Origin of the sequence: Micromonospora echinofusca (genome assembly GCF_900091445.1) — a bacterium.
GTDB classification, from domain to species: Bacteria; Actinomycetota; Actinomycetes; order Mycobacteriales; family Micromonosporaceae; genus Micromonospora; species Micromonospora echinofusca.
Genome location: NZ_LT607733.1, coordinates 5,733,900 through 5,758,531, shown reverse-complemented (window position 1 = coordinate 5,758,531; position 24,632 = coordinate 5,733,900). Strand labels below are relative to the sequence as shown.

23 protein-coding genes and 3 pseudogenes are annotated in these 24,632 nt (G+C 70.3%); 19 read left to right on the top strand and 7 right to left on the bottom strand.

Annotated elements, in window-relative coordinates; all coding sequences use genetic code 11:
- Window positions 1-183 precede the first annotated feature (183 nt).
- On the top strand, window positions 184-1,791 hold the full coding sequence (locus GA0070610_RS24640) for an amidohydrolase (RefSeq protein ID WP_089002246.1): 1,608 nt from the start codon (window positions 184-186) through the stop codon (window positions 1,789-1,791).
- Between the two features lie 32 nt (window positions 1,792-1,823).
- Here GA0070610_RS24640 and GA0070610_RS24635 read toward each other — a convergent pair whose 3' ends face one another.
- Complete coding sequence (locus GA0070610_RS24635) at window positions 1,824-2,831, bottom strand: hypothetical protein (protein WP_089002245.1); 1,008 nt, start codon at window positions 2,829-2,831, stop codon at window positions 1,824-1,826.
- A 331-nt stretch (window positions 2,832-3,162) separates the two neighbouring features.
- Between GA0070610_RS24635 and GA0070610_RS24630 the strand changes: the two genes are divergently transcribed.
- From GA0070610_RS24630 to GA0070610_RS30705, 10 genes and pseudogenes are all read left to right on the top strand, one after another.
- Entirely contained in the window at window positions 3,163-6,000 is a 2,838-nt protein-coding gene (locus tag GA0070610_RS24630) for a Na+/H+ antiporter subunit A (RefSeq protein WP_089002244.1), read from the top strand.
- The gene (locus GA0070610_RS24625; protein ID WP_231925798.1) at window positions 5,997-6,491 is read left to right on the top strand and encodes a Na(+)/H(+) antiporter subunit C; all 495 of its coding nucleotides are present in this window, start codon (window positions 5,997-5,999) and stop codon (window positions 6,489-6,491) included. The genes GA0070610_RS24630 and GA0070610_RS24625 overlap by 4 nt, the downstream gene beginning before the upstream one ends.
- Window positions 6,488-8,065: a Na+/H+ antiporter subunit D gene (locus tag GA0070610_RS24620; protein WP_089002243.1), complete on the top strand. Its 1,578-nt coding sequence runs from the start codon at window positions 6,488-6,490 to the stop codon at window positions 8,063-8,065. Before GA0070610_RS24625 ends, GA0070610_RS24620 begins: the two co-directional genes overlap by 4 nt.
- On the top strand, window positions 8,062-8,697 hold the full coding sequence (locus GA0070610_RS24615) for a Na+/H+ antiporter subunit E (RefSeq protein WP_089002242.1): 636 nt from the start codon (window positions 8,062-8,064) through the stop codon (window positions 8,695-8,697). Before GA0070610_RS24620 ends, GA0070610_RS24615 begins: the two co-directional genes overlap by 4 nt.
- Entirely contained in the window at window positions 8,694-8,957 is a 264-nt protein-coding gene (locus tag GA0070610_RS24610; RefSeq protein ID WP_089002241.1) for a monovalent cation/H+ antiporter complex subunit F, read from the top strand. Before GA0070610_RS24615 ends, GA0070610_RS24610 begins: the two co-directional genes overlap by 4 nt.
- On the top strand, window positions 8,954-9,316 hold the full coding sequence (gene mnhG / locus GA0070610_RS24605; protein ID WP_089002240.1) for a monovalent cation/H(+) antiporter subunit G: 363 nt from the start codon (window positions 8,954-8,956) through the stop codon (window positions 9,314-9,316). Before GA0070610_RS24610 ends, mnhG begins: the two co-directional genes overlap by 4 nt.
- Window positions 9,317-9,478: 162 nt before the next feature.
- Window positions 9,479-10,711: a trypsin-like serine peptidase gene (locus GA0070610_RS24600; RefSeq protein ID WP_089002239.1), complete on the top strand. Its 1,233-nt coding sequence runs from the start codon at window positions 9,479-9,481 to the stop codon at window positions 10,709-10,711.
- 268 nt (window positions 10,712-10,979) lie between these two features.
- The gene (locus GA0070610_RS24595) at window positions 10,980-12,200 is read left to right on the top strand and encodes a GAF domain-containing protein (RefSeq protein ID WP_231925797.1); all 1,221 of its coding nucleotides are present in this window, start codon (window positions 10,980-10,982) and stop codon (window positions 12,198-12,200) included.
- 150 nt (window positions 12,201-12,350) lie between these two features.
- Window positions 12,351-12,870: pseudogene (locus tag GA0070610_RS24590) on the top strand (kinase).
- Window positions 12,871-13,175: 305 nt separating this feature from the next.
- Window positions 13,176-13,334 (top strand): hypothetical protein, encoded by a 159-nt coding sequence (locus tag GA0070610_RS30705; protein ID WP_157747225.1) that lies wholly within the window; start codon window positions 13,176-13,178, stop codon window positions 13,332-13,334.
- A gap of 87 nt (window positions 13,335-13,421) precedes the next feature.
- Here the strand turns inward: GA0070610_RS30705 and GA0070610_RS24585 are convergent, their stop codons facing one another.
- Together GA0070610_RS24585 and GA0070610_RS31735 are read right to left on the bottom strand one after the other, a co-directional pair.
- On the bottom strand, window positions 13,422-15,446 hold the full coding sequence (locus GA0070610_RS24585) for an NACHT domain-containing protein (protein WP_157747224.1): 2,025 nt from the start codon (window positions 15,444-15,446) through the stop codon (window positions 13,422-13,424).
- A gap of 128 nt (window positions 15,447-15,574) precedes the next feature.
- Complete coding sequence (locus GA0070610_RS31735) at window positions 15,575-15,700, bottom strand: hypothetical protein (protein ID WP_269458889.1); 126 nt, start codon at window positions 15,698-15,700, stop codon at window positions 15,575-15,577.
- Window positions 15,701-15,930: 230 nt separating this feature from the next.
- Here GA0070610_RS31735 and GA0070610_RS24580 point away from each other — a divergent pair, with 230 nt between their 5' ends.
- Window positions 15,931-16,512 carry an RNA polymerase sigma factor gene (locus GA0070610_RS24580; RefSeq protein WP_089002235.1) on the top strand — a complete coding sequence of 194 codons (582 nt, stop codon included), beginning with the start codon at window positions 15,931-15,933 and terminating at the stop codon, window positions 16,510-16,512.
- Complete coding sequence (locus GA0070610_RS24575; protein WP_089002234.1) at window positions 16,509-17,354, top strand: hypothetical protein; 846 nt, start codon at window positions 16,509-16,511, stop codon at window positions 17,352-17,354. Before GA0070610_RS24580 ends, GA0070610_RS24575 begins: the two co-directional genes overlap by 4 nt.
- A gap of 40 nt (window positions 17,355-17,394) precedes the next feature.
- Here the strand turns inward: GA0070610_RS24575 and GA0070610_RS30980 are convergent, their stop codons facing one another.
- A complete protein-coding gene (locus tag GA0070610_RS30980; protein WP_172896587.1) occupies window positions 17,395-17,955 on the bottom strand; it encodes a hypothetical protein in 561 nt (186 codons plus the stop codon).
- Window positions 17,956-18,298: 343 nt separating this feature from the next.
- Between GA0070610_RS30980 and GA0070610_RS24560 the strand changes: the two are divergent.
- From GA0070610_RS24560 to GA0070610_RS30700, 6 genes and pseudogenes are all read left to right on the top strand, one after another.
- Window positions 18,299-18,793, top strand: a pseudogene (locus GA0070610_RS24560) (IS110 family transposase); the annotation flags it as partial.
- 104 nt (window positions 18,794-18,897) lie between these two features.
- Window positions 18,898-19,422, top strand: a pseudogene (locus tag GA0070610_RS24555) (DUF6244 family protein); the annotation flags it as partial.
- Between the two features lie 188 nt (window positions 19,423-19,610).
- Window positions 19,611-20,021 (top strand): CdiA C-terminal domain-containing protein, encoded by a 411-nt coding sequence (locus tag GA0070610_RS24550; RefSeq protein WP_089002232.1) that lies wholly within the window; start codon window positions 19,611-19,613, stop codon window positions 20,019-20,021.
- Window positions 20,022-20,035: 14 nt separating this feature from the next.
- Window positions 20,036-20,491, top strand: a complete 456-nt coding sequence (locus GA0070610_RS24545) for a SitI3 family protein (protein ID WP_089002231.1) — start codon at window positions 20,036-20,038, stop codon at window positions 20,489-20,491.
- Window positions 20,492-21,050: 559 nt separating this feature from the next.
- On the top strand, window positions 21,051-21,317 hold the full coding sequence (locus tag GA0070610_RS31565; RefSeq protein WP_231925796.1) for a hypothetical protein: 267 nt from the start codon (window positions 21,051-21,053) through the stop codon (window positions 21,315-21,317).
- Window positions 21,318-21,588: 271 nt separating this feature from the next.
- A complete protein-coding gene (locus GA0070610_RS30700) occupies window positions 21,589-21,795 on the top strand; it encodes a hypothetical protein (RefSeq protein ID WP_157747223.1) in 207 nt (68 codons plus the stop codon).
- 669 nt (window positions 21,796-22,464) lie between these two features.
- Here GA0070610_RS30700 and GA0070610_RS24535 read toward each other — a convergent pair.
- Genes GA0070610_RS24535 through GA0070610_RS24525 form a run of 3 tightly spaced genes read right to left on the bottom strand, consistent with a single transcriptional unit; the run spans window position 22,465 to window position 24,457 of the window.
- Complete coding sequence (locus tag GA0070610_RS24535) at window positions 22,465-23,136, bottom strand: nucleotidyl transferase AbiEii/AbiGii toxin family protein (RefSeq protein WP_089002230.1); 672 nt, start codon at window positions 23,134-23,136, stop codon at window positions 22,465-22,467.
- 2 nt (window positions 23,137-23,138) lie between these two features.
- Window positions 23,139-23,705 carry a hypothetical protein gene (locus GA0070610_RS24530; protein ID WP_089002229.1) on the bottom strand — a complete coding sequence of 189 codons (567 nt, stop codon included), beginning with the start codon at window positions 23,703-23,705 and terminating at the stop codon, window positions 23,139-23,141.
- 5 nt (window positions 23,706-23,710) lie between these two features.
- The gene (locus GA0070610_RS24525) at window positions 23,711-24,457 is read right to left on the bottom strand and encodes a helix-turn-helix domain-containing protein (RefSeq protein ID WP_089002228.1); all 747 of its coding nucleotides are present in this window, start codon (window positions 24,455-24,457) and stop codon (window positions 23,711-23,713) included.
- Window positions 24,458-24,632: the final 175 nt, after the last annotated feature.

Genomic DNA, 24,632 nt, shown 5'->3' with positions numbered 1-24,632 from the left:
GGCCGCCGGAGGGGATGCCCGACGACAACCACGACAGGTCGTAGTAGTGACTGTCCGGTAGCGTACCGCAAGCGGTTCCGGGCGGGCCCGTTCCGGCCACCGCGCGTCCCGGGTGCCCCTGGGCCCGGGGCCGCGAGCTGTCTAGCATGGACGGCCCCGCCCGACCGTCGAAGCAGGCAGCCCATGACCGGTACGGTTTTCGAGAACGCCCGGATCCACACGCTCGACCCCGCCCGTCCGCACGCCGAGGCGATGCTGGTACGCGGTGAGCGCATCGTCGCCGTCGGGGACCTCGACGAGTGCCGCGACCGCGCCGGCGCCGGCGCACGCCGGGTCGACCTCGCCGGCATGACCGTGCTGCCCGGGCTGATCGACAGCCACCTGCACTCGGCGCTCTACGTGCGCGGCCTGGAGCAGGTCGACCTGCGCGGCACGACCAGCCTCGACGAGGCGCTCACGCGGATCGCCCGGCACGCCGCCACCCTGTCGCCCGACGCCTGGCTGCTCGGCGGGCGCTGGGACAGCCACAAGTGGGACCGGCCGGTGCAGCCGACCCGGGCCGACCTCGACCGCGTCTGCCCGGACCGGCCCGCCGTGCTGCCCAGCATCGACGGGCACACCACCTGGGTCAACACCGCCACCCTCCGGCGGCTCGGCATCGACGCCGACACCCCCGATCCCATCGGCGGGCAGATCGTCCGCGACGACCGTGGCGAGCCGACCGGCATCCTGCGGGAGGCGGCCGGGGACGCGGCGTACGACGTCATGCGCTCCTCGCTCGCCGGCGACCTGGTGGCGCAGCTGCGTACCCACCTGCCCCGGCTGCTCGCCGCCGGCCTCACCAGCATCCACGACCTCGACGGGCAGGACTGCCGGGCCGCCTACGAGACCCTGTACGCCCGGGGCGAGCTGCCGCTGCGGGTGCACAAGTCGATCCCGTCGACCGCGTTGGACGAGGTCATCGACCGGGGCTGGGCGACCGGCGACGGGGACCGCTGGCTGAGCACCGGCCCGGTCAAGATCTTCACGGACGGGGCGCTCGGCTCGCACACCTGCATGATGACCGAGCCGTACGACGGTGAGCCGCACAACCACGGCATCGCGGTCACCCCGGCCGAGGAGTTCGAGCGGCTGGTGGCGAAGGCGGCCGGCGCCGGAATCGCGGTCGCGGCGCACGCCATCGGCGACGCGGCGAACGAGATGGTGCTGCGCGCGTACGCCCGCTGGCAGGAGTCGGCGGGCGCCAACCCGACCGTCGCCGGGGCGGTACGGCGGCTGCGGCACCGGATCGAGCACACCCAGCACCTGCGCCCGGCGGACGTGCCGCTGCTCGCCCGGCTGGGCGTGATCGCCTCGATGCAGCCCACCCACTGCACCAGCGACATCCCCCTGACCACCCGGATGCTCGCCGGCCGGGACCTCGCCTCGTACGCCTGGCGGAGCCTGCTGGACGCCGGCGCGACGGTGGCGTTCGGCTCGGACGCCCCGGTGGAGGACCCGGATCCGTTCTTCGGCATCCACGCCGCGGTGACCCGGCAGCAGCCCGACGGCACCCCGCCCGGCGGCGTGGACCCGCACGAGCGGGTGGATCTCGACACGGCGCTGCGCTGCTTCACCGAGGCGGGCGCGTACGCCTCCTACGAGGAGCACCTGAAGGGGCGGCTCACCCCGGGGATGCTCGCGGACTTCATCGCGCTGCCCACCGACCCGTACCAGGTCGAGCCGGCGCAGCTACGGGACCTGACGGTGGCGCTCACCGTGGTCGGCGGCGTGGTGCGCTGGCAGCGCTGACCGGCGGGCACGGTCGGGGGCCTGCTCGGCGGTCAGGCGGACCGCTCGGGCGGCAGGTCGAGCACCAGCGCCGGGCCGGTGCGGCGACCGCCGCCGGGGCGGCCGGTCAGCGCGACCACGGCGTCGACGGCACGCGGTGACCGCAGCGCCTCGGCGGTCAGCCGGTGCCACGCCGCGCCCTCGGCGGCCGGGGCGACCGCCAACCGGCGGGCGCCCGCGGGCGGCCCCGCGACGCTCGTCCGCGCCGCGCTCGCCTCCACACCGGTCGCGCCCGCCGCGCTCGCCCCCGGCTCGACCAGGCCGAGCGGGCCGGCGTCGGGCAGTTCCCCGGGGCGGGTCGCCTCCCCGGCCCGCACGGCGACGTCCGGGCCGCCGTGGCGCAGCAGGGTGACGCGCCCGTCGGGGGAGACCTCCACCAGGGTGGCGGCGAGGTAGCCGCCCGGGGCGAGGTCCCGCACGAGGTGGCCGAGGGTCCCGGCGATCGCCGGCAGCGACCGGCCGCGCCGCAGGGCCTCGCGGCGGAAGGCCGACTCCAGCGCCCGCGTGCGCTCGGGGCGGGCCAGGGTGGCGCCGTGCGCCACGCCGACGAGGACGCGCAGGCCGCCCCGGCGCAGCGGCACCGCCGCGGCGACCTCCCCGGGCGAGCGGCAGACGGCCAGCGCGGCGCGTCCCGTACCGGCGGGCAGGGCGAACACGGCGACGTCGCGCGGCGCGGGCACGCGGGCGATCGCGCGCTCCGTGCGGCGTCGCCTGGCCCAGGCCAGCAAAGGTACGGCGGCCAGGCTCGCCGCCGAGGCGCCGAGCGCCCACGGGTCGGCGCGGTGCCCGGGTACGACGGGCACCACCACGGACGCCGCCAGCAGGACGGCTGCCCAGGCGGAGACCAGCGCGGCCACCCGGGGACGGGCGGAGACGCCGAGCAGCCCGGGGAGGAGCACCCAGCCCAGCGGCGTACTCACCCCGGCGACGCCCATCACGACGGCGTTGCCCGTCGCCCCGGCGATGGCCGTCCGGGTCGACACCAGCGCCTGACTCCGCATCGCCCCACGCCCATCCGTCATCTTCGATCGACCGCACCGTGCGGTGCGCCGTCCGCCCTGCTCACCAGGCCGCCAAGGTATCCGCAGGGTGGGTGATCGCCTCCCGATCATGATAGGCGGGAGGCGATCGGGCGGCAGGGGCGTGCGGCCACGCGGTCCGTACGGTCGCGGGCCCCAGGGCCGCCAGACGACCTCTCCGCCGGGCATCGACGAGCCGTCGTCGTACGGTCCGCGCGGCGCCCCCAGGTGGCCGGGCCTGTATCGGCAGTGGGCATTAACGCCCCTTACCGGTTAGGGTTGGCTAACCGGTTGTCGGGTCCTGGGAGGATATGTGCTGGTTCTGGTGGCGGTCCACGCACTCGCAGCCGTGATCGCCCCGGGACTGATACGCATCTGGGGGCGACGAGCCCTCTACCTGGTGGCCCTGGCCCCCGCAGCGACCCTGGTCTGGGCGCTCACCCGGACCGCGACGGTCCGCTCCGGCACCCCGGTCGTCGAGACGGTCACCTGGGTTCCCCAGCTCGGCCTGGAGGTCGCCCTGCGGATGGGCACCCTGGCGTGGCTGATGGTGGTGCTCGTCGGCGGCGTCGGGGCGCTGGTGCTCGCCTACAGTGCCCGTTACTTCCGCTCCGACGACCCCGGCCTGGGCCGCTTCGCGGCGGTCTTCGTCGCCTTCGCCGGCGCGATGCTCGGCCTGGTGGTCTCCGACGACCTGCTGCTGCTCTACGTGTTCTGGGAACTGACGACCGTCCTGTCCTACCTGCTGATCGGCAGCGACCCCACCAAACGCGCCAGCCGGCGGGCCGCCATGCAGGCGCTGCTGGTGACCACCCTGGGCGGCCTGGCGATGCTCGCCGGGTTCGTCATGCTCGGCCAGCACGCCGGCACGTACCGCTGGTCCGAGATCGCCACCGACCTGCCCGGCGGCGGCTACCTGGCCGTGGCCCTGGTGCTGATCCTGCTCGGCGCGCTGAGCAAGTCGGCGATCTTCCCCTTCAGCTTCTGGCTGCCCGGCGCGATGGCCGCGCCCACCCCGGTCAGCGCGTACCTGCACGCGGCGGCGATGGTCAAGGCCGGCGTGTTCCTCGTCGCGCTGATGGGGCCGGCCGTGGCGGGGGTCTCGCCCTGGCGGCCGGTGCTGCTCGCCGGCGGGCTGATCACCATGTTCCTCGGCGGCTGGGCGGCGCTGCGGCAGGCCGACCTCAAGCTGCTGCTGGCCTACGGCACGGTCAGCCAGCTCGGCCTGCTGATGGTGATCCTCGGCGCGGGCACCCGCGACACCGCGCTGGCCGGCGTGGCGATGGTGCTGGCCCACGCGCTGTTCAAGTCCACCCTGTTCCTCGTCGTGGGGATCGTCGACCACGTCGCCGGCACCCGCGACCTGCGCGAACTCAGCGGCCTGGGGCGGCGGGCGCCGGCCCTCGCGGCGGTCGCCGGCCTCGCGGCGGCCTCCATGGCCGGCCTCCCGCCGCTGGCCGGGTTCGTCGCGAAGGAGGCGGCCGTCGAGGCGTTCCTGCACGGTGGCACCGCCGACCTGGTGGTGCTCGCCGGCGTGGTGCTCGGCTCGGCGCTGACCGTGGCGTACACCCTGCGCTTCGTGTGGGGCGCGTTCGCCACCAAAGGCGACGTGCCCGCCACCCAGGCGCGGCCCGTCCGGTGGCCCTTCCTCGCGCCGGCCGTCGTGCTCGCCGCCGCCGGCCTGGCAGTGGGGCTCCTCGCGCCCGCCGTCGACAAGGTCCTCGCCCCGTACGCGGACCAGTATCCGAGCGCCCAGCCCGGCTACCACCTCGCGCTGTGGCACGGGCCGACCCTGGCGCTGGGCCTGTCGGCGTTGGCGGTCGCCGGCGGCGTGGGGCTGTTCGCCCTGCGGCACCGGGGACGGCTGGGCGCGGCGGTCCAGCTGCCCTTCGACGGGGCGGCGGTCTACCACCGGCTCATCGGCGGCGTGGACCGGCTGGCGGTGGAGCTGACCGGCTCCACCCAGCGAGGCTCCCTGCCGTTCTACCTCGGCGTCATCCTGCTGGTGATGATCACCTTGCCGGGTGGGGCGCTGCTGGCCGGGATGCCCTGGCCGCAGCGGTTCGAGCTGTGGGACACCCCGCTGCAGGCCGTCGCCGCCGCGGTGGTGATCGTGGCCGCCGTAGCCGCCGCCCGCGCCCGGCGCCGACTGACCGCGATGATCCTCGTCGGCGTCGCCGGCTACGGCACCGCGCTGATGTTCATCCTGCACGGCGCCCCGGACCTGGCCCTGACCCAGTTCCTGGTGGAGACCGTCACGATCGTCATGTTCGTGCTGGTCCTGCGCCACCTCCCCGCCAAGTTCTCCGAGCGGCCCATCCGGTCCAGCCGGCGCGGTCGCGTCGCGCTCGGCGTCGCCGTGGGCATGGTCACCGCCGGCATGGCGTACGTGGCGGCGGGAGCGCGGACCGCCACCCCCATCTCCGTCGACTTCCCCGACGAGGCGGTCTCCTACGGCGGCGGCAAGAACATCGTCAACGTGACCCTGGTGGACATCCGGGCGTGGGACACCATGGGCGAGATCGCCGTGCTCGTGGTGGCCGCCACCGGCGTGGCCAGCCTCATCTTCCGTCACTCCCGCGACCTCGACCTGCGCAGGGGCATCCCCGGCGTCGGCCGCACCGAGTCGTCGCGGCCCCGCTGGCTGACCACCGGCGCCACCACCCGTCAGCAGTCGGTCATCCTCCAGGTCGTCACCCGGCTGCTGTTCCACGCCATCGTGCTCTTCTCGATATACCTGCTCTTCTCCGGGCACAACGCCCCCGGCGGCGGCTTCGCCGCCGGACTGGTCGCCGGGCTCGCGCTGGCCGTGCGCTACCTGGCGGGCGGGCGTACGGAACTCAACGGGGCCGCCCCGGTGGACGCCGGCGCGGTGCTCGGCGCCGGGCTGTTCATCGCGGTCGGCACGGGCGTCGCCGCGATGCTGCTGGGCGGGGAGTTCCTCCAGAGCGCCCTGCTGGACCTGCACGTGCCGGTCCTCGGCCACGTCCACTTCGTCACGTCGGTCTTCTTCGACGTCGGCGTCTACCTCATCGTGGTCGGCCTGGTCCTGGACATCCTGCGCAGCCTGGGCGCGGAGATGGACCGCCAGCAGGAGACCGACCAACGCGAGACCGAACAGACCGACGACCGGGCGAAGGAGCTGGTGTGAGTCCGAACCTGACCTACGTCCTCGTGGTCGGCGTCCTCTTCGCCGCCGGGGTGACGCTGCTGCTGGAACGCAGCCTCACCCGGGTGCTGATGGGCGTCATCCTGCTCGGCAACGGCGCCAACCTCCTGCTGCTCACCGGCGGCAAGGCCGGCGGCCCGCCGATCGTCGGCACCACCGCCGAGGAGGACATGAGCGACCCGCTGCCGCAGGCCATGGTGCTGACCGCGATCGTCATCACCCTCGGCATGACCGCGTTCCTGCTCGCCCTGGCGTACCGGAGCTGGCACCTCAACGGGCACGACGAGGTGCAGGACGACGTCGAGGACCGCCGCATCATGGAGCTGGCCGACCGGGACGAGGGGCCGGGCACCGCCGACACCGACGGCGCGGACGGCGCGGACGGCGACGGGGACGGCGACCCGGCCCTGGCCACCGTGCCCGCCGACGACGCCACGGCCAGCCCGGCCGGGGACGCGGGGAGGGGCCGATGACCTGGCTCGTACCCCTGCCGGTGGTGATGCCGCTGCTCGGCGCGGCCCTGACGCTGCTGCTCGTCGGCCGGCCCCGCGCCCAGCGCTGGGTCAGCCTCACCGTGCTCACCGCCACCGTCGCCGTGGCGGCGACGCTACTGATTCGTTCCTCCGTCGACGGGCCGCTGGTCGTCGAGGTCGGCGGCTGGGTCGCACCGCTGGGCATCGTCCTGGTCGCCGACCAGCTCGCCGCGCTGATGCTCGTCGTCTCCGCCGCCGTCACACTCTGCGTGCTGGTCTACTCGATCGGGCAGGGCACGGCCGACGGCAACGAGGAGACGCCGCTGTCGGTCTACCACCCGACCTACCTCGTGCTGACCGCCGGCGTGTGCAACGCGTTCCTCTCCGGCGACCTGTTCAACCTCTACGTCGGCTTCGAGATCCTGCTGGTGGCCAGCTACGTGCTGCTGACCCTGGGCAGCACGGAGACCCGGATCCGGGCCGGCACCACGTACGTCGTGGTCAGCCTGCTGTCGTCGCTGATCTTCCTGGTCGCGATCGGCCTGGTCTACGCCGCGACCGGCACGCTCAACCTGGCCCAGCTCGTCGACCGGCTGGACGCGCTGCCGGACGACCTGCGGCTGGTGTTGCAGGGGATGCTGCTGCTCGCCTTCGGCATCAAGGCGGCCGTGTTCCCGCTGTCGGCCTGGCTGCCGGACAGCTACCCGACCGCCCCGGCCCCCGTCACGGCGGTCTTCGCCGGCCTGCTCACCAAGGTCGGCGTGTACGCGATCATCCGCACCGAGACGCTGCTGTTCCCCGGCGGCCGCACCGCCGACCTGCTGCTGGTGGTGGCGGCGCTGACGATGGTGGTGGGCATCCTCGGCGCGGTCGCCCAGTCCGACGTCAAACGGCTGCTGTCGTTCACCCTCATCAGCCACATCGGCTACATGCTCTTCGGCGTCGGCCTGAGCACCTCCCTCGGGCTGTCCGCGGCGATCTTCTACGTGGTGCACCACATCACCATCCAGACCACGCTGTTCCTCGCCGCCGGCCTCGTCGAACGGCGGGGCGGGAGCACCGCCCTGGACCGGCTCGGCGGGCTGGCCCGGCTGTCACCGCTGCTGGCCGTGCTGTTCTTCGTGCCCGCGCTCAACCTCGCCGGCATCCCACCGTTCTCCGGCTTCCTCGGCAAACTCGGCCTCGTCCAGGCCGGCGTGGACGACGGCGGCGCGCTGGCGTGGACGCTCGTCGTCGGCGGGCTGCTCACCAGCCTGCTGACCCTCTACGCCATCGCCCGCGTGTGGAACCTCGCCTTCTGGCGGGCCCCGCACCCGGACATGCCGGACGCCGGCGACGCCGTCCGAGCCGCCCGTACCGACGGTGCCGAACAGCCGCGCCGGGCACCGGACCCCGAGGGGTCGGGCGTCGTGCTGCCCCGGCTGATGATCGGGTCGACCGCCGCCCTGGTGGTGCTGGGCCTGGCGCTGACGGCGGTGGCCGGACCGCTGTTCGACATCAGCACCGACGCCGCCGACGACCTGCTGCGCAGGACCCCGTACGTCGAGGCCGTGTTCCCGGACGGTGCCCCGTGACCAGTGACCGGACGACTCCGACGACCCCCACCCCGCCGGCGAACCCGCCGCTGACCCGCAAGGCCCGCCGGCGCAACCGGATCGTCGCCGTGACGGGGCTGACCAGCGTCTGGGTGCTGCTGTGGGGCACCCTCTCCTGGGCCAACGTGATCAGCGGACTGGTGCTCTCCGTCGTGCTGCTGGCGGTGTTCCCGCTGCCGCCGGTGACCTTCGCCGGGCGGATCCGCCCCCTTCCACTCGCGCGGTTCTGGGTGCGTTTCCTGCGGGACCTCGTGGTCGCCTCCGCCCAGATCGCCTGGCTCGCGGTGCGGTTCGGGCAGCCCCCGCTCAGCGCGATCATCGCCGTGCCGCTGCGGGTCAACACCGACCTCAACCTCACGCTGACCGCCGAGGCGCTGTCGCTGGTGCCCGGCAGCCTCATCATCGAGGCCGACCGGGCGACCGGCACCCTCTACGTGCACATCATCGGCGTACGCAGCCGCGAGGAGGTGGAGCGGTTCCGGCAGGGCGTACTGGACCTCGAAGGACGGATCGTCGCCGCCATCGGCTCGCCCGAGGAGCTGAGCCGCGTCACGCAACCCCACCCCGCCGGCCCGCCGGAGCCGGCCCACCTGGAAGGGGCACCCAGATGACCGTCGTCGCCGTGACCGTCGCCGCGCTGCTCGCCGTGGCCGTCGGCCTGACCCTCGTCCGCATCATCCGCGGACCGTCCATCCTCGATCGTGCCGTCGCCACCGACGTCCTGCTCGCCGTCGTGGTCGCCGCCATCGCCACCGAGGCCGCCTACAGCCGCGACGCCACCGCGCTGCCCGTACTGGTCGTGCTCGCCATCCTCGGGTTCGTCGGCTCGGTCAGCGTCGCCCGCTTCGCCGCCCGGAGGAACGACAAGTGACGCTCGACGCCGTCCTCGACGTCACCGCCGCGGTCTGCCTGATCGCCGGCGCGCTGCTCTGCGTCGCCGCCGGGGCGGCGCTGCTGCGCTTCCCCGACCTGCTGGCCCGGATGCACGCGGCGGCCAAGCCCCAGGTGCTCGGCCTGCTGCTCGTCCTGCTCGGCTGCGCGCTGCGGCTGCGTACCGGCGTGGACATCACCACCCTCGTCCTCGTCGGCGCCTTCCAGCTCGCCACCGCGCCCGTCGCGGCGCACATGGTGGGCCGGGCCGGCTACCCGCACGACGAGATCCGCCGCGACCTGCTGATCACCGACGAGCTCGCGCCCCACCTCGACCGGATCAGTTCCGGCCGGTCCTGACCGGCGGCGGCGTTCCCCCGCCGGGTCCGCCCGTCGTGGGCGTAGGCGTCGTCCCGCCACGTCCAGCATCGTGGGAAGCCATCGACATATTTACATGTCTGCTCATCCTCGTGTATGAAGACGGGAAGCACGTCCAGTGCTGGTCTCTCGGAGGGAGCGACGATGAAACTTGCCCTACGCCGCCTGCGAACGGCGGCGGTCGCACTCGGCGCCTGCACGCTCGGGCTGAGCGTCATGTCGGTACCCGCCGCCGAGGCGTACGCGGTTCAGCCCGTCGCGCCGCAGTCCCAGCGGGCACCCGAGTCGGAGCAGTTCCAGGCGGAGGGCGTCACCACGGTCGGTGAGCTCCGTACCGTCGACGGCGCGCTCTCCTCCGCCAGCGACGGCCGCACGCAGGTCATCCGGCACCCCGGCGCGTCGTACGTGAAGGTGCACTTCAGCGCGCTGCGGCTCGCCCACGGCGACTACGTCACCGTGTCGAGCCCGGACGGCCGCGAGAGCTACCGGTACGACCGCTACCTGAACCGGGCGACCGGCTCGGACTACACGACGGACGGGCAGCCGGGCTTCTGGGCCATGTCGGTCGACGGCGACACGGCGGTGGTGACGCTGCACAGCAGCCGCGCCTCCCGCGGCAACGTCGCGACCATCGACCGGTTCTGGCGCGGCTACGACCGCACCGAGATCGCGCAGCACAACTTCTCCACGCAGTCGGTGTGCAGCACCGACGCCCGCCGCGACGTCGTCTGCTACCAGAACAGCCACCCCACGGAGTACGCCCGTGGCAGGGCCGTGGCGCGGCTGTTGATCAGCGGCGGCGGCATGTGCACCACCTGGCGGGTCGGCAACACCAACCGCATGCTGACCAACAAGCACTGCTTCTCCACGCAGTCCGCCGTCAGCGGCAGCGAGATGCAGTTCAACTACCAGTGCGCCACCTGCGGCGGCAACAACCCCGGCGCCGGCACCAAGGTGAGCGGGGCGACGCTCTACAAGGTGAGCAGTGGTGGATCCGGTGAACTGGACTACGCCCTGTACTCGGTGAACAACTTCACCAGCATCCAGAGCTTCGGCACGCTCTACCTGGCGACGACCGCCACCAGCACCGGCACCCGGATGTACATCCCGGGCCACGGCGACGGCAGGCCCAAGCGTCTCTCGATCTTCGAGGACACCCAGAACGGCGCGGCGTGCACCGTCAAGAACGCGAACTACAACAGCTGGAACATCAGCTACAGCTGCGACACCTCCGGCGGCAACTCGGGCTCGCCCGTGCTGAACTCCAGCCACCGGGTCATCGCCCTGCACCACCTCGGCGGCTGCCCGTCGAACCAGGGCGCGAAGGCCCACCTGATCTACAACCAGATCGCCAGCCTCATCGACAACAACGGCTGACGATCCGCTGACAAGACGGGCCGCCGGGGCGCGACGAAGCCCCGGCGGCCCATCGGCGTCCCGCGCCGCCGCGCCAGCCGGCTCGTCACGCCGGACGTGCCGCTCGGCGATCGCGCCGCCTTGCCCGTATCCTTGCGGCCTCACCGTTGACGAACCCCCACTCGTCGACGTGATGCACGGGTGAGGGAAGGCATACATGACGGCGGTACCACGGCACCGGGCCATCGCTGCGGATCAGGCGGTTGCCGGGCAAGCGGCCCAGGAGGACGTGCGTGCCCTGTTCGGGCAGTCCATCGCCGTCTTCGCCGCGCTGGCCGGGCCGGCGCACCTGGTGGAGACGGCGAACCCGGCGTTCTTCGCCGCGATCGGTCAGGAGCGGGCGCGTACCGGGGTCGCGATCGCCGAGCTGATGCCCGAACTCGCCGGTCAGGGGTTCATCGCTCTCCTGGACGAGGTCTATCGTACGGGCGAGCCCTACACCGGCCGGGACGCCCGGGTCGTGCTGGGCGTCGGTCCGCACGCGCGAGAGGCATTCTTCGACTTCACGTACGAGCCGCGCCGGGACGCCGACGGCACCGTGACCGGGATACGCGTGATCGGCGTGGAGACCACGCAGGTCAAGCACGCCCAGCGGCTGATGGCCGAACACCGTGCCCTGCTGGAGCAGATCGCCCGCCAGGCGCCCCTGACCGAGGTGCTCGACGGGATGGCCCGCTGCATCGAGAACCTCGCGCCCCGGGAGGTACTCGTCTCCGTCCTGCTCGCCGATCCTGACGGCCGGCACCTACGCCACGGCGCCGCTCCCAGCCTGCCCGACTTCTACAACCAGGCCATCGACGGGATCGCCACCGGCGAAGGCGTCGGGTCCTGCGGCACCGCCGCCCACCGGCGGGAACCGGTCATCGTCACCGACATCGCCACCGACCCGTTCTGGGTGGAGTTCCGCGGCCTGGCCGAGCGGGCAGGGCTGGCTGCCTGCTGGTCCACGCCGATCCTGGCCCGCGACGGCAGCCTGCTGGGCACCTTCGCCATGTACCACCGCACCCCGCGCGTCCCGCAGGACACCGACCTCGCCCTCACCCGGGTCTTCGCCGGCACCGCCGCCCTGGCCATCGAACGCCACCACATCGAAGAGGCGAAGACGGCCGCCGAGGCACGCGCCAAGGCCGCCCATGACGAGCTGACCAAAGCGGTACGCGCGGAGCGGGAACTTCGCGCCGAGGCCGAGCAGCGCGCCGCCGCTGCCGCGGAACTCGCCGCCCGGATGCGTGCCGCCGCCGCCGCGCAGGTCACCACGCCGCACCCCGAACGCTGCCAGCTCGGCGGCGCCCAGGGGTGCGCGGAGGTGGCCGAGATCAAGATTGCTGATTCGTGGGGCGACTCGGCGTGGGGCTGTCCCGCCCACGTCGAGGAGGCGATCCTCCACGTACGGTCGGTGTTCATCGCCAGCGAGGAGCTTGGCGGCCTGGCCGCCTACCTCAACCGCTAGGCAGTGCCCCGAGGTGCGCGTGGCCACCCGTCGATGGCGGTGCCCCCGCGCGCCGGCAACCGGTCCAGCAGCCATACCGACCGTCACCGGAGCGCCGCCGCCGTGAACGATGTGATCCCGGTCGGAAGCCCCGACACGATTCTGATCTGCATCCGGGGAAACTCCGGTGCAGGCAAGAGCAGCATCGCGCGACAGTTGCGGCTGCGGCACGGCCGCGGCTGCGCCCTCGTCGAGCAGGACTACCTACGCCGTGTCCTGCTGCGGGAACGGGACAAGCCCGGCGGGCTCGCGCCCGCTCTCATCGAACAGACGGTCCGCATGGCCCTCGACCACGGCTACCACGTGATCCTCGAAGGAATCATGTACGCCCCCCGGTACGGGCGGATGCTCACGGCACTGCGCGACGCCCACCGCGGCCGGACGCTGTTCGTCTATCTCGACGTGTCCCTGCCCGAGACCCTGCGCCGGCACGAGATGCGTCCGCAGGCCACGGAGTTCACGGCGGACAACATGCGCGACTGGTACGCCCCGCATGACGTCCTCGGCCACGACGACGAAGTCGTCCTGCCCGAGACCACCTCGATGGAGGAGGCCATCCTCCGCATCGCCGCCACCGCCGCGCTGCCCCTGACCGGCCGTGATTGACGACCTCCTCCCTGCCACGTCCTGACCTCGCCACACCCTCGCTGCCAGTTCCGGAGCGCGCACCTCGACGGCCGGCGGTGCGTTCCTCTCGGCCCGATACCACATAGGTATTTTTATGCCGCACAGGTATCAGCGTTCCGGCAGCAATGGACCGCGTACCGCTGCCCTCTGCTGCGTGTATGCCGGTCGACGCGAAACGGTTGACAATTGTTCGGTCATGGCTGCGGATCAACTGAGCGTGGTTCGGGGCAGGAAATGGATCGGTAGGACTCGGCGGGGAGCGCGTATCGGGTCCGAACACGCCGACACCGGACCGATATCCATCCGCCGATGGCATCGAAGGTGATCGCCGCGCTGGGGGCGATGATCGAGGAGGCCACTGTCGACGCGTACGGCGACGACGAGCAGCTGACCGATCTGTTCACCATGATCGAACGACACGGAGCCGCGGAACGCGGGTGTCCCAGGAAAAGAAGTGATCGTACGTGAACGACTTGAACCGCTCATGCCCGACGCCCTCCGATCGCAGCGAGCTGGACAGTGCCGTTGATCTGCTCGCCGCCGCAGTGCGGCAAGTCATCCGGCCAGGAGCCGGTCGCATATGTGCCGGTGGCGGAACTCGTAGAACGCCCCGGCCTGGCGAAGGATCCCGTAACCGCAGGCATCTTCAAGAAACGGCAGGAGCCGCCACGGAAGCCGACTGGACAGTGCCGTGAACATTCGGAACTTGAGCCAGTCGCCCCAGATAGAGAGCACTGAGATGGAGCAGAGGATTGTGACGACGAACATCCCTATACCGCCGATCAGGCCCTGCGTGAGCCCGGCCTCAATGCCGGAGCCGGCCATCCCGCCGAAAAAGTTGTACCGAAGTCCTACGAAAGCGCCAGAGGTAAGGCCTATAGCAGTTGCTTGAAAGATGGCCAGTTGCCGCTCGAACCGCAGGCTGCGGCGAGGGGACGACACATATTCGACGTCGACCTTCCGGCTCACTAGGGGGGTCAGTGCGGTGGTGAGCGCTGTGGAGAAGCCGATGAGGGCCGCCGGGCCGGCGCCAAGCAGTCCGGTCAGGATCAGGGTGACGGATATGCCAGCGAGCGCGCCGACTGCCAGGAACCCAACCACCTGCCGCCGTCGTCCCGTCACCCTCAGGTGCAGCCTCTGCGGCGCCGGAGCGGTTTTCGACCGGAACCGGGAGAGCAGGGTCACGATGAGGCCGAACTGTACGATGGTCGCAATGAACGTCAGAAAAAACGGGTTTCCTGAGGTGTACGAGGTGGCCGCCGTGGTGGCCCCGGCGAGGAAACCAACGATCAGGAAGTTGACCAGCCAGTGAAACCACCGTGGGACTTCCTTGGACAGCGACCACCACGCGATCCGGTCATCGTTCTTAGCAGCTAAACGGGCTAGTAGCGCCAACCGGCCACGGACGATTTCGGGCGCGCGCTGGCCCGCTGCGAAGGCGTCCAAAGCCGCGTCGGTCAGATGCGCTCTAACGGCCGAGGTGGTGGGTCTATGCAATTTTGTCAATTGTGTCGGGTTGCTCGTCGCATCGATGTAGGTGAGGGCAGCAAGGTAGGCGAAGAGCGGGATCTGCAGTGTCTTGATGAGCGGGCCAAACTGCTTGTGTCCCTCACTGGAGGCGAGGAGCGCGATGGTGGGTTCCCAAAGGCTCCGGCCCGCGTCGTCGGCGGGCCCAGCCCGCCGCAAGTATTCGAATACCTTACGAGCTTCGGGACGCTCGACCTTCAGCACCGCCGCTCCAGGGATCGTCCGCCACTTACGGGTGGCCTTGAGATAGAACGAGTTCTGGCTGGCAATGACGAGTGGATCGCGTGGCAACTTGGACAGCGCGGCCGCCGCCGATCCCAGCGATAGCTGGTCAAGGTTGTCGAGCAGGGGAAGCAGCCTGCCTTCGTCCATCAGAAGCACGGCTTGCCGGTCCCCGGTATACGGATCTTTCGCGGCAAGCACGGGATAAGCCCGCGAGCTCTCGTCGATGAGCCAGTCCCGAAAGGGTGTGTCGTCGGTGTTCCAGGTCCGAAGGTCGAGAATTACGGGAAGACTCGGGAGAGTCCTGTCGGACGGCGTGTCGTTGATCTGGCGCAGCATGTCCTCCACGAGTGCCCGCAGTAGGGTCGATTTGCCGAAACCGGAATCGCCCAGGATCACCAACCTTCCCGTGGGGATCCTCCGATATGTCGCGGGTAGTTCGGTGCTGCTGCTGAGCAGGATGTCCAATCGCTCCTTTGACTGTCCGGTGATGTTCTCCCAATGGTCTGATGATGGTGGGCCGACAGCCGACAGTCGGACGGGGATCCGAGTTTGGGGATCGATCCTGCCGGTGTCCACACCGCCAGCGGTTATGCGTGCAATGTGCGCGGCCGCCCGTCGGTGGAGATTGTCAATGCTGGTGTTATCGCTCAGGAAGTCCCGCTTCTGCGGGCGTAAAAAAGTTAGAGTAGCGACGGCCAGAGTGACAAAGCCACCCGCAATACCGTAAATCCAACTGGTGCCCTCGATGCCGTTGGACCGCCATCCGAACACCGTCGCGGTCAGAAGAGCTAGAAAAAATGTGATGACTACGGACCACCGTAGGAACATGAACCGAGGGTACTTGCCGACAGTTGAATTCTCGGTCGGCTACCCGACTTTGCTCAATAAGTGCGTACGCTGGCTTTGTGCCGGCACCGCACTCGGCGGCACTCGGCACCCAGGCCCCGGCAAAGTCGTCAGGTGATCCCGAGCAGTGCCAGCGGGCGGGTGCTGTCGCGGGCGTGATGTCGGTCGGCGGCGGCAATGTTGGTGACTCCGATCAGGGGTAGGGCGCCGATCGCGGCGTTGCGTAGGGCGGCCATGACTTCGGTCCGGTGCCGGTGCGGATCTGGCTGCGGTCTTCGTCGTAGGTGACGTCGCGGACCCAGTGAGTCTTGTTCTCGATCGACCAGTGACTGCGGCCACGATCTTCGCGCTCGGTGCGCGGCGGGATACGTGCACGGCGGGTTCCGCGCCCCGGCCGTCCGCCGCTCTCGTTCGAGAGGTGCGCCGTGATCTGCAACAGAGTCGGCGTGGGCGGTCATAGTGGGGTGTGAGGCATCAGGTACGGCCGTCGGACGAGGAACTGTGGGCTTCGATCGCCGCCGGTGACGAGTCGGCGTTCGGTCGGCTCTTCGACCGGTACTCCCGTCCGGTCTACAACCACGCGTTCCGGCTGACTGGGTCGTGGTCGACGGCCGAGGACGTCACCCAGGCGACGTTCCTCGTCGCGTGGCGTCGCCGTCGCGACGCCCGGCTGGTGGACGGCTCGGCGCTGCCGTGGCTGCTGGTCGTCGCCACCAACGAGGTCCGCTCCGAGTGGCGGTCGGCGCGCCGGTGGCTGGCGCTGCTCCGGCGCCTGCCTGCGGAGCGGCACATCGGTGGTGATCTCGCCGACGAGGTGGCCGCGCGGCTCGATGACGAGCGGCGGATGGCCGAGGCCCTCTCGGTGGTCCGCCATTTGTCGCCGGCGGAGCGGGAGGCGGTGGCGTTGTGCCTGTGGTCCGGCGTGTCGTACCCGGACGCGGCAGCGGTGTTGGGCATCAGTGAGGTGGCGGTGCGGTCCCGGGTGAGTCGGGCGCGCAGCCGCCTGGCGCGGCTGTTGCCCGAGGAGATTCAGGAGGGGACGCGGTGAACGACATTCTCGACCTGCCCGCGGAGCGGGACCTGCCGCCGGAGGCGGGGCACGCGATGCGGGCTCGGATCCTTGGTTCTGTGCGCCCGCGCCCGGCTCGTACGGCACGACTGCGAGCCGCCGTGGCGGGGGTGGTGCTGCTGGCCGTGGCGTCCGGTGTCGCGGCGGTGGTGTGGCAGCGGCCGGACCGATCGCCCGTGCAGGTGTTGGCCATGGGGGCCGGGGAGTTGTCGCCGACGCTGCGGGACGCGGCCGAGCGGTGCCTCTGGTGGAACTCCCCGCAACGGCAGACCCGGCAGAACCCGAGCGAGCGACCCGTCCCGGTGTCCCTGGCCGATCTGGCGGTGGCCATCGAGCGGGGTGACCGCGCGCTGGTGTTGTTCATGAACGACGTTGGCTACGCCACCTGCGACGTGGAGTGGGCGGGAACGGCCCGGGAGTCCGGCGGGGGCGCCACCGAGCCGTGGCCGCACGGTGAGTGGCTGCCCGGGCCGGTGCAGCGACTGCTGCTGACCTCCACCGAGTCCGACGGCGGTGACGTCACCGTCAGCGGTCGGGTCAGCCGACGCGTCCACCGGCTCGTACTCGACCACGGTGACGGCCACACCACCGCGGCCCGGCTCTCCGAAGGCGCGTTCGGCCTGATGACCAGCGACGCCAAACTCAAGGCCGGCAACGCCCCTGGACTGGTCAGCTACGACGCCAATGGGACAGAGATCGACAGGCGCCCGCTGTTTCAGGCCGAAGACCAACTGGAGCGCTGCTACGCGGGCCCGGACGGGAAGCGGATCTACGGCAAACCGACCAGCGGCTGCCGACCCGCCGAGAAGTGGCGAGGCTAGCCGCCGTTGGAAGCTGACTGCTGCACCGGGACGTGGGTTGTCACTCGCGGGTCAGCCCCGGTGGTAGCGCGTCCTCGTCGGGTTGGACCTGGCGGGCGTTGGCCACGGGGTCGCGTTGAAGGGTGTGGATCAGTGGTGTTGGGCCGCCGATGCAGGTCCAGGTGTCGTCCCAGAGTGCGGAGACCAGCCATGACCTGTTGGCGGGGAAGAACAGGTCGGGTAGCGCTCCGCGGGGGTGGCGGATGTGACCGCCGGTGCGCCAGGTGAGGGCCTGCTCGGGGCCGGCCTGGACCAGCACGTACGGCCAGTTCCAGTAGAGGAACACCCTTGGGGCGTGGGGGAAGACGACGTCGTGGGCGCCGGTGTCGAGGTACGCCAGCCACCACGGCTGGGCCGGGGTGTGCGTGGTGAGGTCCTCGACCAGGGCGTGCTCGTAGGCGGCGGCGGTGACGTCGTCGGCCTGGTAGGTGGTGGCGTAGGCGTCGAAGACCAGCGGGATGGCGGTGGTGATCGAGACGCCGGCAGTGGTGTGACCGGCGATCCAGCCCACGTCGGCGGCGGCGCCGATGCGCCAACTCCGCCCGTCCTTGCTGACCTGCACACCGCTATTCAAACCGCTGCTGCGACGGTTGGCGTAGGAATCGGGCTGGTCGCGGAACGGCTGGCGGTGACCCCGTTATGGGCAGTCACGCCGTACGCCTCCCCCGTTACCTTTTTGATCGTCCCCAGCCGGGACCCTCGGTTGCCCGGCCCGGTATGACTTCCTGCCCCTGTCGCTTGCATGATCCGGGGGGTGTTGTCGCCGGGGCGGGTGGCGTCGGCGGACCGCTGATAGGGACACGGCCACCCGTGTTGGGGTAGGTCTCTCCGTAACGTGGCTGCCGGCCGTCCGACGCCTGGACCAGCGGCCGAGGCCACGGGATCGATGCGTGGAGGCGGGTGTGGTGAACGACGGATGCGGCGTCTACCTCGGCTTGGACGTCGGTAAAGGTGATCATCACGCGGTTGGGTTGGCCCCGGACGGCAAGCGGCTGCACGACGCGCCGTTGCCGAACACCGAGGCCCGACTGCGGCAGCTGTTCGACAAACTGGCCCGGCATGGCCGGATTCTGGTGGTGGTCGACCAGCCGGCATCGATTGGCGCCCTGCCGATCGCGGTCGCCCGGGCGTGCGGGCATCAGGTGGCCTACCTGCCCGGTCTGGCCATGCGCCGTATCGCTGACCTGCACCCCGGTGCGGCGAAGACCGACGCTCGCGACGCCTACGTCATTGCTGATGCCGCCCGGGCCCTGCCGCACACGCTGCGGCGGGTCGATGTCGGCGACGAGGCTCTGGCTGAGTTGGAAGTCCTGGTCGGCTTCGACGACGACCTGGCCGGCGAGGCCACCCGGATCTCGAACCGCATCCGGGGACTACTCACTCAGATCCACCCCGCTCTGGTCTGCTGTGCCGACCCTTGCCGGTATCTGGTGGCCCCCGCAGAAAGCCCGGTAGGTTCGGCTGTCGAGCACTTCTACTGTCATCGATTGGAGATGCCGGCTACGTGTCGCAGGTCGAGAGAATCACCGGTGAGTTCCGCGCGTTGATGACCGGGGTCGAACGCGCGCAGGGGTTGGCGGCCGCCGCCGACAGTCAGGCGCAGGAGGTGGCGTTGCGGGCTGCGGGCGCGGGCTTCGTCGCCGTGGCGGCGGGTGTGGCGCGGGTGCGTAACGCGATCACGAGCGTTCAGGACGGCCTGGGAGGTCTCGCCGGTGCGATCGGTGAGGCGACGAATACCGCCGCCGCAGTGCCGAACGAGGCCAGTCCGCAGGAGACGATCGCCGGGTTGGCGCCTGTGCGGAGCTCCGTGGACGCCGCTCGCGATGCTGCGGCCGGGGCCATCACCCAGATCGGTGAGGCGCAGCAGATCGTTGTCATGGTCCTGCAGGGCGGGCAGCCCGGGCCGCTGTTGCAGGCCCTGGACGGCATCAAGCAGGTCCTGGTGCTGCTCGTGCAACGTACTGGCGGTGCCAGGCAGGCTGTCGAGGAGGCGATCGCGGAGGCGCGGCAGTTGGGGTCGTCGGGAAACCGACGGGGGCTGGCGGTCATCCACCGGCCAGCCCTCCCCCTTTCGATCACAGTGATCCGCCTTCGGCACTTCATGCTGCTGGCGACGAAGCTCTCGCTGACCACGACCACGGCACGCCGTGGACCAGGCAGCCGACCGGTGTCCTGGGCGGGTCACCGACCGGCCCGAGAACCAGAATCCCACCCCGGTTGGACGACGACGGGCGGCGTCCGTTGGAGCTCGAGAACGAATGCGCCGATATAGTCGCCGGCAAGAGCTACCGGGTCCACCAGAACCCCACCAGGCAGGAGATCGCCGGTGCCCGGCTCCGTACCGGCGACTCGGGCAATCCGAACAAAGACCCGGATTACCTGATCGAGGGTCATGTGTTCGATTGCTATTCGCCTACTCTTGGCAAGCCGGTACGGGGTGTCTGGAGCGAGGTCCGCGCCAAGGTCGACAAGGAGCAGACCCAACGTGTGGTGCTGAACCTGCACGACTGGCACGGAGACCTCGCGGCGCTGCGGACACAGTTCGACAAATGGCCCGTCGAGAGATTGAAAGAACTCGTCGCGGTGACGCCGAATGGCGCGATCGTGCAGATGGTCCGTCGAGACTGAGGGAAAGCGCAGAGATGGCTGTCGAGTTCAGACTGACGCTGGCGGGTGACCTACCCCTGGAACAGGTGGCCGACCTTGTGGCTGCGGACACCGCCGAGAGGCTGAGACCGAGCGGCACCAACCCGCAGCTGTTCAGTGCTCGGCTCTACGAGACGCGCGGGTACGCGCTCAGCGTCTACTCGGGCAACCAGGGCTATTTCGATGCCGAGGGCGACAACGGTTCCCGCTGGGAGTGGGAGCCGGAGACGTATGTCGACATCGACTTCTCCCTGCGGGCAGACGACGTGGTCGACAAGGGAATCCCGAACATGATGAAGGCCGTGGCCCGTGTGTTGGCCGCCCGGCAGGAGGACGCGGCGCTGGTCCAGAACGGCAACTGGCTGCTGCTGACCCGCGTCGGGGGAAGACTCCGTAGACACCGGCCTACCTGGTGGAGCCACTACGGCGTAGACGGCCCCATCACCCAGTGAGCGAAGCGAGCCCTGCGCGCAAATCAACGAAGGCCGACAACCAACCCGCCGCTCGTCTGAACCGTCGCTCGACGCCACGCCGTGCTGGCGGCTACCGACCGCGACACCTCTGCCACCACCAGCGGCGGTTCGCGACCGGGAGCAGGCTGATACTCCCGGCCCAAAGCCGCTGGCCAACCCGAAACTGCTCCCGCAGCCACATCGACCCATCGGCACCGGAAGGTCCCCGCCGTGAACGCAACGATTCCCTACCAGCAGCCCCGAACCCGGTCATCGATCGCACCAGCTCCGGCAGCGGCAAGACGGCTGCCCGGGGGGTCGACTGCGGCTCGCAGGGCGCCATCATCGCGGCATGAGCGACTGCGTCGGGCCAGTGGCTAACGTCCCTGTCATGACGGCAGAAGCAGCGGGAACGTTTCGTCGGACGCAGATCGAGCGATCGGACCAGCGCGTCGCATGGGAGCGGACAGATTAGGCTTTTTTCGCTGCCGGGGCGTGTCATGTCCTCGCCTGGGTATGCCGAGAGTTCTACGCGGACCGGTCGATCGGGATGGCGGCGGTGCGCTTCGCCGGCGAGCGGCAGGTCTTCCACGTTTACGCGGTCTGGGACGGCTGGGCGTTCGACCACTCAGGCTGGCATCCCGAGTCGCAGTTGCTGGCGGTCAACACAGAGTTCGAAGGCCGCCCGCTGGAGCGGGTCAAGATCACGGTCAGTCTCGCTGAGTTCTGCGAGGAGCACCACTCCCGTATGCCGAACCAGTATTGGCGCGACCCGCTTCCTCGTGCTCGCGAGTACGTGAGCCGGTACATTCCACCGTGGGCGTAGTGCCTCCGGTGCTCGCCGGTGGAGGCGAGCGTCACCTGATCTCACTCAGGTGACGCACCCTGACGCCCGGTCGGCGGCACATGAGAATGTCAGCGGCGGCCAGGGCCCGGCGTGCGATAGTTGCGCGCGTGACGTTTCCGCTCGAAGCGCTGTCCGTTGCGGTTACGGCCCGTGCCGAGACTTGGGCACGGCTTGAGATTCGCTGGCACGCTCGCCCGATCCAACCGAACTACGGCAAGCCGGTCGTGAGCGCCGACTTCGAGTCTTCGGCGTGGCTCGCTCAGGTCACGATCTGGCTCAGCGGCGAGGCGGACTTGGACACGGTCGCCTGGCTGACGACAGGATCGTCAACAAGCACTACGAACTTACCGGCTACGGCGATCTCGAAGTAATGCTCGACGAGTTCGTCGGTCTGCTCATCGACGACAGGATTCCCGGCGCAGCATTCGTCGCCCAGTGGCCGGGAACGGCCGCCTGACCGTGCGCGTTGATGCGCGCTCAGCGGCTATGAGCGGACGCCGGGGGACCGTCATGGTCAGAATCGCGGTGGGTCCGAGCGCCCCCGGGGTGGGCGCTCCGTGCTTCTCTGGTGGCGGAGCCGACGGTAGGCATGCGGACGGAACATCATTAATCTTCAATGATATGCGCGGTGTGTGCTCTCCAGCGGATGCCAACCCGGGTGAACCGGTGCCAGCGCGGGTCACCGTGGCCGACCGCCGGTCGCAAACCGGGGTGCGTGTGCTCGGGGTGTGGTCCTGGGCTGGGAGAACGAGGGTGTGGGTGACGTGGGTGAACGTGGGGCACTCCCTGCCACCCCAGGTGAACCCCCAGGTCGCTAGACTAGGCCCTCGCGCCCTCGTAGCTCAGGGGATAGAGCATCGGTTTCCTAACCCGACGCTCCGTTTGTGTCCGCAGGCTAATGACCTGCGGCTTTTCGTTTTCGACCTGTGCGTGCCGGTCGCTTAGCGGCCTTGCTGCGATCGTTTGCCGAAGATCAGCTGGAGCGTTATGGGTCCTGCGAGTGCAGGCTTGTCGCTGCCGCGAGCTGAGAGTGGAGCCATCCTTGGCTGCGGCGGACTTCTTGGTGCATGCATCGGTAGACCACGAGCGCAGGACGCCGTCCGGGCGGCAACTGAGCGCCGGGAGGTCAGCTGACGGAGCCGTCAGGTCGAGCGGGTTCCTCCTCGCCGAGCAGTTCACGGCGCCATTCGGCGAATCGGCTACGGAGATCGTCCAGCCCTCGGCCGGCGACGCCGTACTGGGCGAAGTCGTCAGGATCGAGCAGGGCGGCTTGTCCGAGAGCGTCGGCGAAGACGCGCCGGTCGAAACCACGGTCGGCGCTCTGCGCGAGGGCGAGGAGGGCTTCGCGGGTGTAGCGGCCGGATCGGAGCGTGGCGTCGATGTCGATGAAGTCACGAGCGAAGGCTCGCCCGTAGAGTGCGCTCATCTTGTTCGCGACCGCGTCGTCAGGGTGGAGTACCGGTCCGATCGCCATGAGGATCGGTTCGTTGGCGCGCCAGTCCACGCCGAGTTCGACCTTGGAAATCCGCGCACCGTCGGTGACAGCCAGCCGGGCGAATGTGTCGTACTGCCGCTCGGTCTCGACGGTCAGGCCGTCGTCTCGGTAGGCGTGCACGACGGCGGTGACCGCGGCGGTGAACTCCTTGCGGCGGTCCCAGGCGGTGAACAGGTCGACGTCCTCGCTGGGCCGCTCGACAAGCCCGGCGGCCTGGACCGCGTAACCGCCGGCCAGAGCGAAGCCGTATCGATCGGCGGCCCCGAGCCCGGTACGGGCGAGGCGTTCGTGGAAGGGGTCCACCGCTATGCCGCGTTGCTGCGGGTTGCGGCGAGTTCGGGAAAGGCTTCCTCCCAGCGTTGGCGGAGCTGGGGTGGCAGCCAGAGGGTGGGCCAGAGCCGCCGGAGGAGGTCGGCGTCGAGCCAGGTGTTCAGGTCCTCGACCGTACTGGCTTCGGTGAGCACCACCTTGTACATGCTGGCCATGCGTGCGGTCCGGTTCAGGTCGTACTCGGCGTGCCCGGACCAGTCGAGATGACGGGGAAGCGTCACCGTGCCTTCGGTCGGGCCGTGCAGTTCGGCAAGGGTTTCGGCCACTACGTAGGGCCTCCGGTCACCGTAGGGCCGGTAGTCCGCCGGCGGCTGGGGTGAAGTCCTGCGTCGGCTGAGGTTGGTCGCCCGCCGGACTTCCGGTCGTAGCGCCTGACGGATCGTCTCCCGGCTGTATCCGGTGACCCGCTGCAGGTCCACCGGCCGCCAGCCGGCCGCATGAAACGCCCGCAGCTGCTCGTCCCGCTCGGTCAACGCCTCCGCCCGCGTCGCCTCGTACCTGGAGACAACCGCATGCAGCTCATCCTCGGAGAACCGACCCATGCCCGTCAGCCTACTACGCTAGGCCCAGCACGCTTGGCTTCTTTACCATATCCTCGCAACCGGCGGGTAGGGCTACGGCGGTGCACGCCCGCAAGCCCAGCCTGCTCGAGCGCCTCAACCTCGCAGGCCTCGATACCTGAACAGACCGGAGCGACCGCCGCCCACACCCACACATGTGTCTTCACCACATCGATGCTCGCGGCGGCGAACACGGCGTCGAACGACGCGGTGAACTTGGCGTCGCGGTCGCGGATCAGGAGCCGGAACCCTGTCATGCGCTCGCCGAGGTCCAGCACCTGGTTGCGGGCCTGCTGGGTGGTCCAGGCAGCGGTCGGGTGTTCGGTGACGCCGAGGATGTGTACCCGTCGGGTCGTGATCTCCATGACGAAAAGCACGTACAGTCGCCGCAACGTGACGGTATCGATGTGGAAGAAGTCGGTCGCCAGCAGCCCGGCTGCCTGAGCGCGCAGGAACGTTCGCCAACTGGTGTCGATCTCGCGCGGGGCGGGACCGGCCCTCGAGCCGACGAGGATGCGACGGATGGTGCCGGCGCCGACCCGATAGCCGAGCCCGACGAGCTCACCTTGGATGCGCCGGTGCCCCCAGCCGGGATTCTCCCTGGCCAGCCGCAGGACCAGGTCCCGCAGGTCGTCGCTGATCGGCGGGCGTCCGGGACGGTTCGGGTGCGTCCAATGCCGGCGAACCCACGGCATTGCGTACGTACGGCTGGTCGACAGCGGCTGGACGTACATCTCACGTCACACCGCTACGACGCCCCACCCGCGCTCACCGGCGCGTACTCCGGCTACGCCATGACGCCGCTGCCGGCGGCCACTGCGCTTGCGATTGCCCACCGATCCTCCCGACGCGAACACCCGCACCGCCGTTCCGTCGATGCTGACACGTCGACAGCCGGACACGACAGCC